At 41.2% G+C, this 15,531-nt stretch carries 18 protein-coding genes; 14 read left to right on the forward strand and 4 right to left on the reverse strand.

What is annotated here, in order from left to right:
* A complete protein-coding gene (gene murD / locus WCY03_RS09855; protein ID WP_345992529.1) occupies positions 1-1,203 on the forward strand; it encodes a UDP-N-acetylmuramoyl-L-alanine--D-glutamate ligase in 1,203 nt (400 codons plus the stop codon).
* A gap of 79 nt (positions 1,204-1,282) precedes the next feature.
* Positions 1,283-1,588 (forward strand): hypothetical protein, encoded by a 306-nt coding sequence (locus WCY03_RS09860; protein WP_345992531.1) that lies wholly within the window; start codon positions 1,283-1,285, stop codon positions 1,586-1,588.
* A gap of 208 nt (positions 1,589-1,796) precedes the next feature.
* Here the strand turns inward: WCY03_RS09860 and WCY03_RS09865 are convergent, their stop codons facing one another.
* Positions 1,797-2,327, reverse strand: coding sequence for an EF-hand domain-containing protein (locus WCY03_RS09865; RefSeq protein WP_345992532.1), 531 nt, complete (start codon positions 2,325-2,327; stop codon positions 1,797-1,799).
* A 140-nt stretch (positions 2,328-2,467) separates the two neighbouring features.
* Here WCY03_RS09865 and rsmG point away from each other — a divergent pair, with 140 nt between their 5' ends.
* The 4 genes from rsmG to WCY03_RS09885 are packed head-to-tail and all read left to right on the forward strand — an operon-like array spanning position 2,468 to position 4,204.
* Positions 2,468-3,049 (forward strand): 16S rRNA (guanine(527)-N(7))-methyltransferase RsmG, encoded by a 582-nt coding sequence (rsmG, locus tag WCY03_RS09870; RefSeq protein WP_345992534.1) that lies wholly within the window; start codon positions 2,468-2,470, stop codon positions 3,047-3,049.
* 12 nt (positions 3,050-3,061) lie between these two features.
* A complete protein-coding gene (locus WCY03_RS09875; protein ID WP_345992536.1) occupies positions 3,062-3,289 on the forward strand; it encodes a PP0621 family protein in 228 nt (75 codons plus the stop codon).
* Positions 3,286-3,678 carry a hypothetical protein gene (locus WCY03_RS09880; RefSeq protein ID WP_345992538.1) on the forward strand — a complete coding sequence of 131 codons (393 nt, stop codon included), beginning with the start codon at positions 3,286-3,288 and terminating at the stop codon, positions 3,676-3,678. Before WCY03_RS09875 ends, WCY03_RS09880 begins: the two co-directional genes overlap by 4 nt.
* 1 nt (position 3,679) lies before the next feature.
* Positions 3,680-4,204 carry an NlpC/P60 family protein gene (locus WCY03_RS09885; protein ID WP_345992541.1) on the forward strand — a complete coding sequence of 175 codons (525 nt, stop codon included), beginning with the start codon at positions 3,680-3,682 and terminating at the stop codon, positions 4,202-4,204.
* Here WCY03_RS09885 and WCY03_RS09890 read toward each other — a convergent pair.
* Complete coding sequence (locus WCY03_RS09890) at positions 4,169-4,567, reverse strand: Fur family transcriptional regulator (RefSeq protein ID WP_345992543.1); 399 nt, start codon at positions 4,565-4,567, stop codon at positions 4,169-4,171. The genes WCY03_RS09885 and WCY03_RS09890 overlap by 36 nt on opposite strands.
* A 114-nt stretch (positions 4,568-4,681) precedes the next feature.
* Here WCY03_RS09890 and WCY03_RS09895 point away from each other — a divergent pair, with 114 nt between their 5' ends.
* From WCY03_RS09895 to WCY03_RS09910, 4 genes are all read left to right on the forward strand, one after another.
* A complete protein-coding gene (locus WCY03_RS09895; RefSeq protein ID WP_345992545.1) occupies positions 4,682-5,335 on the forward strand; it encodes a response regulator transcription factor in 654 nt (217 codons plus the stop codon).
* Positions 5,322-6,383: a HAMP domain-containing sensor histidine kinase gene (locus WCY03_RS09900; RefSeq protein WP_345992547.1), complete on the forward strand. Its 1,062-nt coding sequence runs from the start codon at positions 5,322-5,324 to the stop codon at positions 6,381-6,383. Before WCY03_RS09895 ends, WCY03_RS09900 begins: the two co-directional genes overlap by 14 nt.
* A 45-nt stretch (positions 6,384-6,428) precedes the next feature.
* On the forward strand, positions 6,429-6,854 hold the full coding sequence (locus WCY03_RS09905) for an EF-hand domain-containing protein (RefSeq protein ID WP_345992549.1): 426 nt from the start codon (positions 6,429-6,431) through the stop codon (positions 6,852-6,854).
* 69 nt (positions 6,855-6,923) lie between these two features.
* Positions 6,924-7,934: a cytochrome-c peroxidase gene (locus tag WCY03_RS09910; protein WP_345992551.1), complete on the forward strand. Its 1,011-nt coding sequence runs from the start codon at positions 6,924-6,926 to the stop codon at positions 7,932-7,934.
* Between the two features lie 17 nt (positions 7,935-7,951).
* Here the strand turns inward: WCY03_RS09910 and WCY03_RS09915 are convergent, their stop codons facing one another.
* Together WCY03_RS09915 and WCY03_RS09920 are read right to left on the reverse strand one after the other, a co-directional pair.
* A complete protein-coding gene (locus tag WCY03_RS09915) occupies positions 7,952-8,524 on the reverse strand; it encodes a cytochrome b/b6 domain-containing protein (RefSeq protein WP_345992553.1) in 573 nt (190 codons plus the stop codon).
* On the reverse strand, positions 8,521-9,549 hold the full coding sequence (locus WCY03_RS09920) for an alanine racemase (RefSeq protein WP_345992554.1): 1,029 nt from the start codon (positions 9,547-9,549) through the stop codon (positions 8,521-8,523). The genes WCY03_RS09915 and WCY03_RS09920 overlap by 4 nt, the downstream gene beginning before the upstream one ends.
* Between WCY03_RS09920 and WCY03_RS09925 the strand changes: the two genes are divergently transcribed.
* The 4 genes from WCY03_RS09925 to WCY03_RS09940 all read left to right on the forward strand — a co-directional run bounded on the left by WCY03_RS09925 (position 9,541) and on the right by WCY03_RS09940 (position 15,487).
* A complete protein-coding gene (locus WCY03_RS09925) occupies positions 9,541-10,554 on the forward strand; it encodes an agmatine deiminase family protein (protein ID WP_345992556.1) in 1,014 nt (337 codons plus the stop codon). The genes WCY03_RS09920 and WCY03_RS09925 overlap by 9 nt on opposite strands.
* 154 nt (positions 10,555-10,708) lie before the next feature.
* Positions 10,709-12,685 (forward strand): TonB-dependent receptor, encoded by a 1,977-nt coding sequence (locus WCY03_RS09930; protein ID WP_345992558.1) that lies wholly within the window; start codon positions 10,709-10,711, stop codon positions 12,683-12,685.
* 130 nt (positions 12,686-12,815) lie between these two features.
* A complete protein-coding gene (locus tag WCY03_RS09935) occupies positions 12,816-13,973 on the forward strand; it encodes an HlyD family efflux transporter periplasmic adaptor subunit (RefSeq protein WP_345992560.1) in 1,158 nt (385 codons plus the stop codon).
* The gene (locus WCY03_RS09940; RefSeq protein ID WP_345992562.1) at positions 13,970-15,487 is read left to right on the forward strand and encodes a DHA2 family efflux MFS transporter permease subunit; all 1,518 of its coding nucleotides are present in this window, start codon (positions 13,970-13,972) and stop codon (positions 15,485-15,487) included. The genes WCY03_RS09935 and WCY03_RS09940 overlap by 4 nt, the downstream gene beginning before the upstream one ends.
* Positions 15,488-15,531: the final 44 nt, after the last annotated feature.

Genomic DNA, 15,531 nt, shown 5'->3' on the forward strand with positions numbered 1-15,531 from the left:
ATGAACAGAGTATCTCTTTTTGGATACGGCGGGACCACAAAAGCTCTTGCAAAAATCATAAAAAATGTCGTTTTTTACGATGATAAAGTTACAAAACCCTTTACCGACGAGAACGGCTTTAAAGTAAAACCTTCAAATGAATTCAATCCGAAATATTCATCACTGGAGATCACCTCTCCGGGAATCCCGCCGCATAATCCGTTGATACAAAAAGCCGCTCATCTTATAAGCGAATACGACTATTTTGCCGACGTCATGCCTTTTTCAATCTGGATCAGCGGGACGAACGGTAAAACGACGACGACGCAGATGCTGCAGCATCTGCTGCGTGAATACGGCAGCGTCGAAGGAGGAAACATCGGAACCCCTTTGGCACAGCTTGATCAAAAAGCTCCCATATGGGTACTTGAAACGAGCAGTTTTACGCTTCACTATACGAAAAAAGCCAAACCCAATATCTATGTCTTGCTTCCGCTCTCCCCAGACCACCTTTCCTGGCATGGAGATATGCAGTCTTACATTGACGATAAGCTCAAACCCGTAAAGATGATGAAAGACGGAGAGGTCGCCATAATCCCGAAAATCTACGAAGAGCACCTTTCCTGCAGTGCCGACGTCATCTTTTACGAAGACGAGAACGAACTGGCGGAGCTCTTTAATATAGAACCAAAAAAGATAAACTTTAAAGGCGTGTTTCTGCTGGACGCCCTGTTGGCGCTATGCGTGAAAAAGATATTGTTTAACAAGACAGACTATGAAGGCATAAACTCGTTCGTGATCGATCCTCACCGTCAAGAAGAGCTTCAGGACTCAAAAGGCAGACTTTGGGTAAACGATACGAAAGCCACGAATCTTGATGCGACCATCGGTGCTTTAAAAAGATATAAAGATAAAAACATCCGTCTTATTTTAGGCGGGGACGATAAAGGCGTCGACCTGACGCAGCTTTTTGAATATATGAAAGGACTAAACGTAGAGGTATACGCCATAGGTTCAAACGAAGAAAAACTTCTTCAACTCTCAAAAGATCACGGCATCGCCGCTCTTGGCTGCAAGATATTGGACAATGCGGTCGCCGAAATAGCGAAAGTCCTCAAAAGCGGCGAAATCACTCTGCTCTCTCCCGCAGCCGCGAGCCTGGATCAGTTTACCTCTTATGCAGAGCGCGGGAACAGATTTAAAGAGTTGGTCAAAACTCTTTGATAAAATTCGTTAAAACATCCCCTTATTAAAAAAAATAATATATAATGGCACTGGTTATAAATACACAAAAAGGAAGAACATGAAAAAATTCACACTATCGATTCTACTCTTATTAGGAATGATGTTCGTAGGCGCATCCTCACTTAACGCAAGCAATATGAAATGCGGTGCAGGAAAATGCGGATCTGCGATGATGTCTAAAAACATGAAAGCAAAAGGCTGTCAATGCCAAGAGTGCAACAATCCAAACTGTCCCGCAAAAAAAGATCCGACTAAAGCTTGTACTTGCAAAAAACCTAATATGAAAGGTAACGGCAAAAAAGCGAATATGCCTGCTCAAAAATGCAACGGCAAAAAAGGAAATATGCCGAAAAACTCTAACTGATCTCTCTTTTGCATGTAAGGATACTCTTCTTACATGTAAACTTTATTTTATAGACGATATCGACGATTTTAAAATATAAAAGCAACGTCCAATACATAATTGGTCGACAATGTACTCCTTTACAAGCCTACCAAATCTGTTATCAGCAGCTCGCGACTAAAATCCGACTGTTTCCTTCAATCTTTCTAGCCATCGTTATATATACGATCTAAACCGATAAGCTTAAACTGCCGCCGCTTTTTTGTGAATGGCTCACGCTGTATGCAGATAATATATTTTTCATCAAAATGGATTGAAGACCATTATCGTTTTGAGACGATGCATTCTGGGCTGTCTGCGTAGCACTGTTTTGCTGCATTGAAAGTTCATTACTCTCCGAAGCCGTGCCGTTTGCTTTATCTCTTAGGTGTGCATGTTTGTGCTGTCTGTTTTGTGCGGTTTTTTCCAAAGCGTTCATCAACTCGGTTGCATCTATCTTACCGTCGGCATTAAGATCAACAGAATTAAAAACACTATCCAGACTCGCGGAATCTTGAGACAACTGTTTTGCCGCAGCACTGAACTCGGTTTTATCAATTGAACCGTCTTTATTGGTGTCAAGAGAACTAATAAGCTGATTGCTAAGCTGCTGCATCATCGTATTGAAATTTGCTGCCGCCGATGAAGTGTCGATTTTGTTTTGATTCTGCGTATTTAATATATTCGCATAATTTGCCTGCATCGAACTGTTTACTGTCATACTTTTCTCCTTTATAAAGATCATCTATCCCTTCAACAAAAAAATAGATATCTTTAACAAGCAAAAAATATTCCATAGGATTATAAAGTTTTCTAGGCTTCCTTATGATAAAATGGCACCATATATAGAAGGATGACAGTTTGGACTTAAAAGCGCAGATACTTCAAGAGGGCATCAATGTCCCCGATGACTTTTTTCATAACGTACAAATCTACAAAGAGCTTCTGTTAAAATGGAACAAAATACATAACCTGACGGGTGCCAAAGATGAGAAAAAATTGGACGAGTTTATCTACGACGCCGTATTTCCGGTAAGGTTCCTGCCTCATAAAAAGAGCTTGATGGATATAGGAACGGGAGCAGGATTTCCGGGGATGATTCTTGCATTTGCTCTTCCTGATACGAAAGTGACCCTTGTTGAACCGCTGGCAAAGCGCGCAAGTTTTCTGCAGTTTATAAAAGCCGATCTAAAGCTGGACAATGTTGAAGTGAAAAAATGCCGGGTCGAGGAACTGGAAAACCAAACATTTGATATAATAACGTCACGCGCAGTAACCGAAACAAAGATGTTACTCGAACTCAGCAGGCCTTTTAGAAAAGAATCAACGATGCTTCTTTTTTATAAAGGTGAAAAAGTGTATGATGAAGTGGACGGGGGATATGACCATGAGGTTATAAAAGCTCATAATCGGCATTACCTCATCATCAAAAATATAAAATAGTCAGGAAACGGGATGTTAAAGTATCTAGTAGTTATAGGCGTGATCGCCGTAGTTTATTATTTTTTTATAAAAAAGACGCCGCCTGTCAGTTCATCGAACAAGAAAAGCGGAACCCAAAAACTGGAGGATAACGATATGGTCGCATGCTCAGAATGCGGCATTTACACGGAAGTGAATGAAGCGATCCTCTCAAACGGTAAATATTACTGTTCCAAAGAGTGTCTGAAAGATTCGCAATGATACTCTTTGGACACAGGTTTATAGAGAGTGAAAGCTTTTACCATATAGACGATGTCTCTTCCGTCAAGAAAACGCCTTCAAACTCACTTATCTATCTTGATTTCAATGAAGAGAACCTTGACATCATCGAACATTTGACATGCAACGAGATCACGTTCGCCCTTTATGTACATTCGATCAAAGAGGTTGTATATGCCGAAAATCTCGGTGCTTCTTATATAGTACTGGATCAAACACTGGCAAAAGATGCCCAAAAGATAGCAAACGAGTATCTTTTTGATTCAAAGATACTCGCTCATATAGACAATGAGGATGAGATAGAAAATCTGGCTTATCAGGGAATCGACGGTGCGATCTTTTTAAAGGCGATAATAAAGATAAGTTCATGATATGATAAAATTTTCGATAATAATCACTCTGCTGCTTATCATCACGGGATGCTCAAAAGCTCCCACCTATCCGACAAACTATATACAACCTCACCGCCAAAAAATCTCTTCAAGACCGATATCGAAAAATCCTGTCGTAAACAAACTTCATGCAGAATATAAGAGATGGCATTACGCCCCTTATAAATACGGAGGGGTATGTCTTGACGGTGTAGACTGTTCAGGCTTGGTAGAGCGGATATACAAAGATGCATTTGGGATCGAGATACCGCGGACGACGAAAGAACAGGTCAAAATAGGCAAGCGGATAAAATATTCGCAGATAAGACCGGGCGATCTGATATTTTTTAAAACGGGATACGACAAAAGACATGTAGGAATCTACTTCGGCGGCAACACTTTTTTACATACATCGAAAAAGCACGGAGTCATCATATCGAGTATAAACAACCCCTATTGGAGAAAAAGATATTGGATGTGCAGACGTGTTTTAAGCACACCCCGGGCATATGCCGCAAAAAACTAAACTGGTGTCCAGCAGTTTATAACGGCTTTTTTTAGAGACATCCTCTATCAATCCGTCGATATCCAGCTCGATATCTACAAAATCACCGCAGCTGTCGCATAAAAGATGCCCGTGAGGTGATTTGACTATCTCGAACCTTGTTTTTTGCTGCGGAACCTTCACCTCTTTGATAAGCGAAGTTTCCGTCATTGCAATTATATTTTTATACATCGTAGCCAGAGAGATCGAGGGAAACTGTTTTTTTATTTCATTGTACATCTCATCCACGTTAATATGACCGCGTGTTTCCATAAGCGTGAGTATCCCCAATCTTTGAGGAGTCACTTTTAATCCATGTTTTCTTAATAAGTTTTCATAATTCATGAAAAAGATTATAACTTCTAATTATTAAATAATTTGTTAAAAGAAAATTATTATTCTTTGACTTAAAATAAACATTAACACTGTGTTAACGCATGTTTAAATATACTTCCTGCTATGTCAAGCATATTACTTTTAGAAGATGATGTCGTATTGTCCGAAACATTGGTCGAACTGTTGGAAGCCGACGGATTTAAGGTCATTCACGTCCAAGACGGAGAGGCAGCACTGGAGTACACATTCGAAAAGCAGTTCGATATCCTGCTTTTTGACGTAAATGTCCCTCATCTGGACGGGTTTGAGCTTTTAAAGAGTTTGAGAGAAAGCGGGTACGATACTCCAGCCATCTTTATTACGGCACTCACCGATATCGTCTCGCTTTCGCATGGGTTTGGTTCGGGTGCGGATGATTATATAAAAAAACCTTTTGATTTTGACGAACTTCTGATCCGTATCAAAGCTTTGTTGAAAAAACAGTACCATACCTATTCGGACAAAATAGCAGTGGGTACTTTTTATTTTATGATCTCAAAAGATGAACTCTACCAAAACGGCAAATTTCTTCCGCTCTCTCCGTATGAGCTTTACATAACGAAAATTCTTTTTCAAAATATCGATAAAACGGTGCTCAAAGAAAATATCTTGAATACTCTGGGCGAAGGGAGAGAGATGAGCGAAGGCTCGCTGAGAGTATATATAAACAAGCTTCGTAAGATCGGTCTTCCCATATCGACCGTAAAAGGGATAGGATACCGTCTTGCATCATCATGAAAAAAAAGCGTTTTTAAAATTTTTTGTTACCTATTTTTTAAGTGTCGCCGTTTTGATCCTCGCTGCAGGGTATTTCTATCAACAGCAGATAAGAGAACAGTATTTAAAAACCGAAGAGTTCTCTCTTATAGAGTACGCCAGACAGATCAAGATGGGTGAAAGTCTGGAAAAATTTCCCTCTTCGTACCGTCACTCTTTCACAAACAAAATAGATAAATATATAGATATCAGAAACTTTAAGATCCAAAACGATGAGTTTATAAAATATCTGCCTATGAACCATAACAGGTACTATCTTATAGTTCATAAACCTGCCGAGGGTTTTTACCAGAAACTGTTTCGTATCAGAGTAAAGATCATCTTGGTTCAGCTTTTCTTACTCGTTCTATTCGGATTTATCAGCTATAAGCTGGCAAAAAGTGCACTTAATCCTCTTGAAGAGAGCATCTCAAAATTAGACAAATTCGCAAAAGATCTCATACATGATCTAAATACTCCCGTTACTTCCATAAAACTCAATATGAAGATTCTGCAAAAAAATCAGGACTTAAAAGAAAACAATGCACTGCTCAGACTGAACAAAAGCGTACAGACCATCTCCGAACTCCATGAAAATCTGACCGTTTTGCTTCAAGAAGAAACATTTCAGATGAGTTTTATCAATGTATGTGAAGTGGTAAACGAGATCGTACAGATCCAAAAACCTATCTATCCGGACATCAATTTTGACGTTGAGTGTCAAAATTTTCAAGCAAAACTGAACCAGCATGCTATGAAGCAGATACTGCAAAACATTATCTCAAATGCCTGCAAATATAATTCAAAGAACGGTTTCATCAAAATATACAAAGATACAAACAGTTTATATATCGAAGACGGCGGCAAAGGCATAAAAGAACCGGACAAGATCTTTGAACGCTCATACAGCGGAGAACACGGCAGCGGAATCGGACTGGACATCGTAAAAAGACTCGCGGATGCTATGGACATAAAAATAAAAGTAAAATCAAAAAATAACGGTAGCATATTTATTTTAACGATGCGCTAATATATAATCTGCGATAATATTTTTCAAACACTAAAGGAGTTTAAAATGAAACGTTTAACAATTGTAAGTCTCGTGGTCTGCGGTTCGCTAATGGCGGCAATGGGTAATAACATGCCTTCATTTGGTGATTATGATACAAATAAAGACGGAAAGATAACTCAAAAAGAGTTTAATTATGAACGTCAGGAGAGGATGAAAGAGAAAGCCGAAGAGGGAAGAATGATGCGCAATGCGCAAAATGCTCCGAATTTTTCGGATATCGATACGAACGGGGACGGCGTTATCAATAAAAGAGAGTTTCAAATCCATCAGAGAAACGAGATGAGAAACAAAAAAATGCAAAAAAACGGAATGAAAAAATGTTCCGGTCAAGGAATGGGCCCTGGAATGAACCAAGGAATGGGACAGGGAATGAAAAAATGCTCCGGTCAAGGGATGGGTCCTGGAATGGGACAAGGAAAAAATAGATAATTATCATTTAAGTTCGTTAAGATTATAATTCTAAACGATAAAAATTATCCATTGAATGAGGAGAGAATTATGAAATTTGCTGTACTTAGTGCGGTTACTGCCGTGGCTTTGACTGCCACACCTCTTATGAAAGAGGCAAAAAACGCGGGATTGGTACCGATCCCTGCGAATAAAGCACAGCTTTACAAGCTTATAGATAACCCGAAAAATCCTATTACCAAAGCGAAAGTAAAACTCGGAAAAGAGCTTTTCTTTGATACCAGGCTTTCAAAAAGCGGGCTTATCAGTTGTAATACCTGTCATAACCTGGCAACAGGAGGAGTTGACGGTGTAAGTGCGGCAATCGGACATAAATGGACGGCAAATCCGCACCATTTGAACTCTCCGACAGTTTATAACGCGGTGTTTTTCAGTTCACAGTTTTGGGACGGGCGCTCACCCGATGTAGAAAATCAGGCGCAGGGTCCTATCCAGGCTGCGCCGGAGATGGCAGCGACTCCAGAACATATAGTAGCCGTCGTTACTTCGATGCCTCGATATGTAAAAGAGTTCAAAAAAGCTTACGGAGATAAAAAGATAACGTTTGAACTCGTAGCCGATACTATCGCTACGTTTGAACGTACGCTTGTCACTCCTGCACCGTACGATAAGTTTTTAAGAGGAAACGACAAAGCACTAAACGCGACGCAAAAAAGAGGTTTGAAGACTTTTATAGACAAAGGCTGTACCTCTTGTCATACAGGCATAGCTTTAGGCGGAGAGATGCAGCCTTTTGGCGTGGCAGCTCCGTATAAATACGCGCATATAGGAGATTTTGCAGGGAACAAGAACGGTCTTGTAAAAGTTCCTACTTTAAGAAACATCACCGAGACCGCTCCATATTTTCATAACGGTGCGGTAGCTACCTTGAAAGAGGCGATCCAGGAGATGGGGCGTATCCAGCTGGGTATTAAGATCAGCGACAAAGAGGCCGCGGACATTCAAGCATTTTTCGGATCGCTTGAAGGCAAAAAACCGACCATCATCTACCCGCAGCTTCCTGCGGTCACTGCTTCGACTCCAAAACCGGATGCGAACTAGAGAAATTTTCTCTGGTTCTAGCCTCCGTTTATTATATTTGAAACGATCCCCTTTTCCTCTTTTATATCGGCTATGACTACCCCTATTATATGCAGAGGAACGAAATATAAAACCACCTGATAAACGGCTTCATGAACATCTTTGATCTCGTCTGCACTATCTTTAAGCAGGCCGAGTTCTTGATAAAAGTGTATGACTAAACCGCTTATCGTCATAAAAAAGAGTACTGCATAGATACCGATATACCCCATACTTACAAGTTTATGGTGCATGTTCAGCTCTTTAAATCGAAAACTTTGTTTTCCGCTTTGCGTAAAGAAAAGAAGTATGCGGTAAACGACTAAAAACGCCAATACGTACCCTAAAATGATATGCCATTCCCACATAGGCGCGCGGATCGCTTTTGCTATTGTCTTTGCCTGATCCAGCGTAATGCTGACATCGATCGCCGTGAGCTTGTCTAGGATGATCTGCGCATTTGCTTTATAACTGAGGAAACCTTTTCTTAGCAAGACGGTACCTATAAGTCCTACGATGACGACTGCATTTGCCCAATGCCAAAATCTAAAACTTGCACTCCATTTTTTCATACAAAACTCCTTTTGATATACTCCCTCATACCGACTAGAACTTCATATCCTATTGTATCACAAGAATCTGCATAACTGTTTGCGTCGTTGAAGATACAAACCTCTTCTTTATCCGTGTCCAAGAATAGATTATCCATAGAGATACGTCCCAGTAATCTGTATCCTTCAGGTGTTTTATAGTTGTTTGACGCTTTTCGCAAAAGCCCGTCCGCATAACCAAGATCATATATACTGACAACCGTCTCTTTATCTACTTCAAAGATCCCGCCGTACCCTAAGCGTTCGCCTGCTTTTAACGTACGTGTCGCTATTTTAGAAGCGTACAACGAAAGTACCGGTTTTAAATCCTCTGCATAAGAACCTTTGTAAAGTGTTTTATCCGGGCTTAGACATCCGTAAGTAGCTATACCGATCCTTGCCATGTCATGCAAGCATTCTCCCGCACGAAAAAGTGCGGCGGAGTTTTGAGAATGAAAGTTCAATTTTTGTATCCGGTATTTTTTTGCAAGAGCGAGCGCATGCTCTTTTATTTTTCGAAAGTTCTTTTCCTGAACAAAAAACTCACTTGAAAGTTCATCCGCACTTCTGTGATGAGTAAATACACCCTCTATATGCAGACCTCTTTCAATACACAAAAGAAATGCTTTTTCAAGTTCCTCTATACCGACGCCGTTGCGGTGCATGCCGCTGTCAGTCTTTATCTCCACTCTTGTATTTTTCGGGAATTTTTCTACCGCATCTATGGTATTTATCGTATATACGGCATTTCTTACAGGGACATCGGGAATATCTGCAAGAACCAGAATATACTCAAAAAAGTCCTTAACTTTAAGGGCTTCGGCTTGATTTCTTACGACAACTTTTTTTATGCCGTACTCTTGACAAAGAGGAGCCATAAATGAAAGCCCGTGCCCGTATGCGTTATCTTTTAGGACTACCGCGATTTTATCTTTAGATGATGTTAATTGTGCGATAATGTCGAGATTATTAAAAAATGATTTTTTATTGAGGTTTATATGCGCCATAGTGAAATTATATCCCATTGTCGGCAAAAAAGATGCTTTGCCGGCGAATTTGAAAAACAAAGTTTCGTCCAAGTTATCTTTCCGCATGAAAAAAGCGACTGGACGGATTACCTTGAAGAAGCAAGAGAAAATTTTGTGAACATCATAAACGCCATCGCAAAATATGAGAGATGTTTGGTAGTCTGCGATGACATCGAGTTAGTCAAAAGCTACTTTAGAGAAAATGAAAACATAGAGTATGTCCAGTTTGAGACAAACGATACATGGGCAAGAGACTGCAGCGCCGTCTCCATCATAGAAAACGGCGAGAAAAAGCTTTTGGATTTTACCTTCACGGGATGGGGTTCAAAGTTTGACGCAAACAAAGACAATGAGATGAGCCGCGCTTTGGCAGCGACATACAAGACACCGATGAAGACGATCGATTTTATTCTAGAAGGCGGTGCAATCGAGAGCAACTCTAAAGGGCTGCTGCTCACTACTTCAGAGTGCATGCTCAATAAAAACAGAAACGCCTCTTACTCCAAAGAGGAGACGACACAGCTTTTAAAAGAGGAACTCGGTGTTGATGAAGTGCTCTATCTTGATTACGGTTATCTAGCAGGAGACGATACGGACTCTCACATCGATACTCTTGCAAGATTCGTGGATGAAAAAACAATCATGTACCTTACATGTGAAGATGAAAACGACGAACATTATGAACAGCTTTTCAAGATGCAAGAGCAGCTAAAAGAGCTGGCAAAACAGCATAGCTTAGATCTTATTCCGCTTCCTTTTACCGATGCGATCTATTATGACGGCGAAAGACTTCCTGCGACTTATGCTAACTTTCTGATCATCAACGATGCGGTCATAGTACCGACTTACGGCGTTAGACAGGATGAAGAAGCGTTGGCGGTATTTAGAAATTTCTTTAAAGACAGGGACGTTGTCGCGGTTGACTGTTCCGTATTGATCCGCCAGCACGGCTCGCTTCACTGTGTGACAATGCAGTTTTTATAGGGCATAAATATCAAAAGCTCTTGATAATTCTTAAAGAGACTTTAAAAATAAATATTAATACAAAATCGCGTAAATACCGCCTAAAAACGGGCTTCTTAACACTTCTGTAACACTTTTTTCCTATGATTGTCGTAAGACAAACTAGGAGAAATGAATGAAATTAAACAGATTTATACTGCTTTCTTTTGCCTGTGCAGCAGCTTTGATGGCAGAAGACATAAAACTTGAAGCCATCAACGTCGATTCTACGACGCTAAGCGATGTCAGCCATGAACAGATAAAATCCGCGGATCTGGCCGATGCTCTGCAAAAAGCGATCCCCTCTATCTCTGTCAACCGCCGCAGCGGTATCGCAAACGATATCATTTTAAGAGGGATGAGAAAAGACGACATCAACGTCTTAGTGGACGGAACAAAGACATACGGAGCATGCCCGAACAGAATGGACCCGCCTGTCTCGCATGTACTTGCCAACAACATCGACAGTATCAGTATTATTGAAGGACCGTATGATGTAGAGAATTTCGGTACTCTCAGCGGTGCGGTATCGATGAAAAGCAAAAAACCCCAAAAAGATCTCCATGGGGAGCTTGATCTTGGATTTGGAAGTTTCAACTACAAAAAAATCGGTGCCACTGTAAGCGGAGGGAACGACCTCATTCGCTTGATGCTAAGCGGTTCTGCGGAAACAAGTGATCAATACAAAGACGGCAACGGTGATGATTTCAACGATCAGATGATCAAAAACAATGTACCGGCAGGAAACAAATATCAAACACAATACAACGACCTCCAAGCATATGAGAAAAAGACGATCATGGCGAAAGCGTTTGTCACGCCGACTGAAAATCAAGAACTTCGTCTCAGCTATACGGCAAACAGAAGTGACGATATCCTTTATCCTTCAACACCTATGGACGCACTTTACGACAACTCAAACATCTACGATGTAACATATGAGATAAAAAAGCTTGGCGATTTTTCTAAAAAACTTGAACTGCAATACTATGCGACAGACGTCGATCACCCGATGTCTACGCTTTACAGGGTAGCTGCAACCAACATCGCAAACGAGGTAACAAGCCATCTGACGACCAACACACAGGGTGCAAAGATCAAAAATACTCTTGATGCAGGTGCGTATGAACTGCTTATCGGGCTTGACGGAAGCAAACGCAACTGGAACGGAAGATATTATAAAAACGGCGTCTATCTCAACAGAGACAGTATCCCTGATGCCTATACGAACAATGCAGCGATATTTTCAGAGCTAAGCCGCAGTTTTGATGCTTTCTCGTTTAAAATGGGAATCCGCTACGACTCGACGGATATAAAATCAAATGCTTATGACACAAGAAACTATGACGCGCTCAGCTTGAACATCTTGACAAACTATAAACTAAACGCAAACAACAAACTTATTTTCGGTATCGGAAAATCTTCCCGCGTTCCAGATGCCAAAGAACTTTATTTTAAATCAAGCGCAGGTACTGTTCTTGGAAACCAAAATCTTGATCAGGTCAAGAATTACGAAGCCGATCTCGGTTTGGAAAGCAACTACGACAGCTTTATACTTAAAACAAAAGCGTTTTATTCAAAACTAAAAGATTATATTATCTACAACAACCAAAGTTCAACCGCCACAAAATATGAAAACATAGATGCGTCTATCTACGGTATCTCTATGAACGGTTCGTATTTCATCTCCGATGCTCTTACTTTAGACGGCGGAGTGAACTATCAGGTAGGCCGCAAAGACACGCTTGCAACGAACCAAACAGACAGAGACCTTCCAAATATCACGCCTTTAAAAGGCAATCTGGCACTTACTTACGAGTACAAAAAAGACTCTTATGTAAAAGCGGAAACCATAGCGACCGATGCATGGAGCAGATATGACAGTGATGACAAAGAGCAGGCGATAGACGGCTGGTCTGTACTGAACATGAAAGTCTCTCACTCTTTTAACAAGCATGTAAAACTTGACCTTGGCGTCGACAACGTTTTTGACACTACATACGCCATAAGCAATACTTACGCGGATCTAACGCTCTTAAGCGGCGGCGGCAGTGTGATGCTTTTAAACGAGCCTGGACGCTATTTTTATACAAATCTTACTCTCAAATACTAAAACTTTCGGCCTGCATATCTTCCGACATGCAGGCTTTTTAGAATCTCCAAATAAAATATATGCATATACTACTATCTATTTAAATTTATGTGATAAAATTTCCTTTACATAGTTATTTAAAGGGGATATTTTGTCCGAATTACAAGAATCAACAAAAAACAAAAAGAAAAAAAGAAACAATATACTTATCCTCCTTGCGCTCTTTTTTATCATATCAGGCGGAGGTTATACACTTTATTATTATATGTTCGCTCAATTCTATGAATCGACCGATAACGCTTACGTCGGACAAAACATCGTATACGTAACGCCGCAGACCGCCGGTACTGTCGATGACGTACTTGTCAGCGAAATGCAGTACGTAAAAGCGGGAGCAGTGTTGGGACACATAGATTCCCGCAATGCCAACCTTGCATTTGAGGAAGCAAAATCGAATCTTGCAAAAACGGTTCGAAGAATAAAGCAGCTTCAAGTACAAAAAGAGGAAGCAAAAGATGCGATCTCTCTGGCTGAAGTGAATCTCAACAAAACCAAAGACGATCTAAAACGAAACGAGTTCCTTATTAAAAAGAACGCAATCACGGACGAAAAGTTCAAAAATTTGAAATATACGTACGAAGCAGCGTTACAAAGGCTGGAGATAGCCCGCAAAAAACTGCTCTCCTTAAACGCCATCGTAAAAGATACGGATCTCTCACAGAATCCCGAAATAAAAAATGCTGTCGTACGGGTTGAAAAATCCTATCTGAACATGAAAAGATGCAATATTCTGGCACCTATAAGCGGTATGATTGCGAAAAAGAATTTTACAATCGGAGAGAACGTAAGTACGGCGTCCACTCTGCTTTCTATTGTACCGACCGAAGGCTTTTGGGTAGATGCGAACTTTAAAGAAACGCAGTTAAAAAATATAAGCGTTTCCCAAAATGTTACTCTGACTTCCGACGTGTACGGTAAGGATGTAGTATATCATGGAACGGTAAAAGGGATCGCACCCGGAACGGGAGCGGTATTTTCACTGCTCCCGGCACAAAATGCGAGCGGCAACTGGATCAAGATCGTTCAGCGTATTCCCGTGCGCATACTGCTGAATGAAAAAGAGCTCAAAAAACATCCTCTGCAGGTAGGAAACTCTATGTCCGTGACCGTAGATGTCCATAAGAAAAACGGCAGTCTGCTCAAACACGCGATCTTGGAGAAAAACAGCGATAAAAATTACAGGCTTTATCCAAATGCCCTCAAAGAATCTGAACTGATCGCAGACGAGATCATCAAACAAAATTCATGAACGAACACGAGACTCTTCCCGCTCCTTTGCTTGCATTGGTCACCATAGCGCTTGCGCTGGCAACTTTTATGCAGGTACTAGACACCACCATTGCCAATGTCTCCATCCCCTCTATCGCAGGCAATCTGGGTGTCACTTCTACTCAAGGGACATGGGTCATTACGGCGTTTACCGCCTCAAACGCAATCTCTATGCCGCTGACAGGCTGGCTTGCAAAACGTTTTGGTGAGGTCAGACTTTTTGTTTTTTCGACACTTCTGTTTGCCGTCACTTCCATGATGTGCGGACTTTCTCCCACTTACGAGATGCTTATTGCGGCAAGAGTGCTCCAAGGAGCCGTCGCCGCACCGATGATGCCTCTGTCTCAAAGCCTGCTTTTGGCAAATTATCCGCAGCACAAAAAAGGTCTGGCCCTTGCTTTTTGGGCTATGACGGCTACTATAGGCCCTATCGCCGGACCGCTTCTGGGAGGATATATAACGGATAATTTTTCCTGGTCGTGGATATTTTACATAAATGTTCCTATAGGAGTTATAAGCTCTTTTGTCGTTTGGCAGATGCTTAAAAAACGTGAAACGAATACATCGAAGTTCCCTATCGATTTTATTGGTCTAGCACTACTTGTCGTCGGGGTCGGCACCCTTCAGATAATGCTTGACAAAGGAAACGAGCTTGATTGGTTTGAATCTAATACCATCATCACTTTGGGAATTACGGCGTTCATTGCAGTTTGTTTTTTTATCGCCTGGGAGCTTTACGATGATCATCCCGTCATCGATCTCACACTTTTTAAGAACAGGAACTTTACCATAGGCACAGTAAGTATTGCTTTGGGGTATACGGTTTTTTTGGGAGGAGGCGTCGTGTTTCCCCTTTGGCTGCAGACACAACTTGGCTATACCGCTTTTTGGGCAGGATTTGCTTCAGCGGCGGTCGGAATATTTGCTTTTTTATTTTCGCCGATAGTGGGCAACAATCTGCACCGCCTGAACCTTCGGGTCCTGGTAAGTGTAAGCTTTATACTTTTTGCGCTAAGTTATTTCTGGATGGCAAACTTTACAACGGACATAGATATTATCCATGCGTCTCTTCCGAGACTTCTCATGGGTATCGGGATGGCGATGTTCTTTGTGCCGCTGACTAGTATCATCATATCCGAAATCCATCCCTCAAAAATAGCTTCTGCTATGGGCGTGGTGAATTTTCTGAGGATCCTCGGCGGAGGTTTCGGGACTTCCATAGCCGTGAGCATGTGGACGACAAGGGGAGATTACCATCATGCTCTTTACAGTGAGCAGATAACAAGATTTTCTCATGCTACCGAACAGTTCTCGGCCGTTGTCTCCAAGATGTCTATCCCGCCGCTCTCTTTTATAAACCATGTTATCAATCAGCAGGCGCTGACTAGAGCCAACGACGATATCCTGCTGATTTCGGGCTACATCTTTTTAAGTCTGATCGTGCTCATCTGGTTTGCCAAACCTCCCTTTATGCCCTCAAGAGCAAAAAACTAGAATTTAACATAGAACTTTAAGGCTTGCTCTTGTAGAATTGATTG

Origin of the sequence: Sulfurimonas sp. HSL-1716 (assembly GCF_039645975.1) — a bacterium.
Classification (GTDB): domain Bacteria; phylum Campylobacterota; class Campylobacteria; order Campylobacterales; family Sulfurimonadaceae; genus Hydrocurvibacter; species Hydrocurvibacter sulfurireducens.

What these genes read in the sequence shown, in the direction of transcription:
- WCY03_RS09915 (WP_345992553.1), bottom strand. Translation starts at nt 8,524, where the DNA reads ATGAAAAAATGGAGTGCAAGTTTTAGATTTTGGCATTGGGCAAATGCA.
- WCY03_RS09860 (WP_345992531.1), top strand. Translation starts at nt 1,283, where the DNA reads ATGAAAAAATTCACACTATCGATTCTACTCTTATTAGGAATGATGTTC.
- WCY03_RS09875 (WP_345992536.1), top strand. Translation starts at nt 3,062, where the DNA reads ATGTTAAAGTATCTAGTAGTTATAGGCGTGATCGCCGTAGTTTATTAT.
- WCY03_RS09930 (WP_345992558.1), top strand. Translation starts at nt 10,709, where the DNA reads ATGAAATTAAACAGATTTATACTGCTTTCTTTTGCCTGTGCAGCAGCT.
- WCY03_RS09920 (WP_345992554.1), bottom strand. Translation starts at nt 9,549, where the DNA reads ATGGCGCATATAAACCTCAATAAAAAATCATTTTTTAATAATCTCGAC.
- murD (WP_345992529.1), top strand. Translation starts at nt 1, where the DNA reads ATGAACAGAGTATCTCTTTTTGGATACGGCGGGACCACAAAAGCTCTT.
- WCY03_RS09865 (WP_345992532.1), bottom strand. Translation starts at nt 2,327, where the DNA reads ATGACAGTAAACAGTTCGATGCAGGCAAATTATGCGAATATATTAAAT.
- WCY03_RS09880 (WP_345992538.1), top strand. Translation starts at nt 3,286, where the DNA reads ATGATACTCTTTGGACACAGGTTTATAGAGAGTGAAAGCTTTTACCAT.
- WCY03_RS09925 (WP_345992556.1), top strand. Translation starts at nt 9,541, where the DNA reads ATGCGCCATAGTGAAATTATATCCCATTGTCGGCAAAAAAGATGCTTT.
- WCY03_RS09940 (WP_345992562.1), top strand. Translation starts at nt 13,970, where the DNA reads ATGAACGAACACGAGACTCTTCCCGCTCCTTTGCTTGCATTGGTCACC.
- WCY03_RS09895 (WP_345992545.1), top strand. Translation starts at nt 4,682, where the DNA reads ATGTCAAGCATATTACTTTTAGAAGATGATGTCGTATTGTCCGAAACA.
- WCY03_RS09905 (WP_345992549.1), top strand. Translation starts at nt 6,429, where the DNA reads ATGAAACGTTTAACAATTGTAAGTCTCGTGGTCTGCGGTTCGCTAATG.
- WCY03_RS09910 (WP_345992551.1), top strand. Translation starts at nt 6,924, where the DNA reads ATGAAATTTGCTGTACTTAGTGCGGTTACTGCCGTGGCTTTGACTGCC.
- WCY03_RS09890 (WP_345992543.1), bottom strand. Translation starts at nt 4,567, where the DNA reads ATGAATTATGAAAACTTATTAAGAAAACATGGATTAAAAGTGACTCCT.
- WCY03_RS09885 (WP_345992541.1), top strand. Translation starts at nt 3,680, where the DNA reads ATGATAAAATTTTCGATAATAATCACTCTGCTGCTTATCATCACGGGA.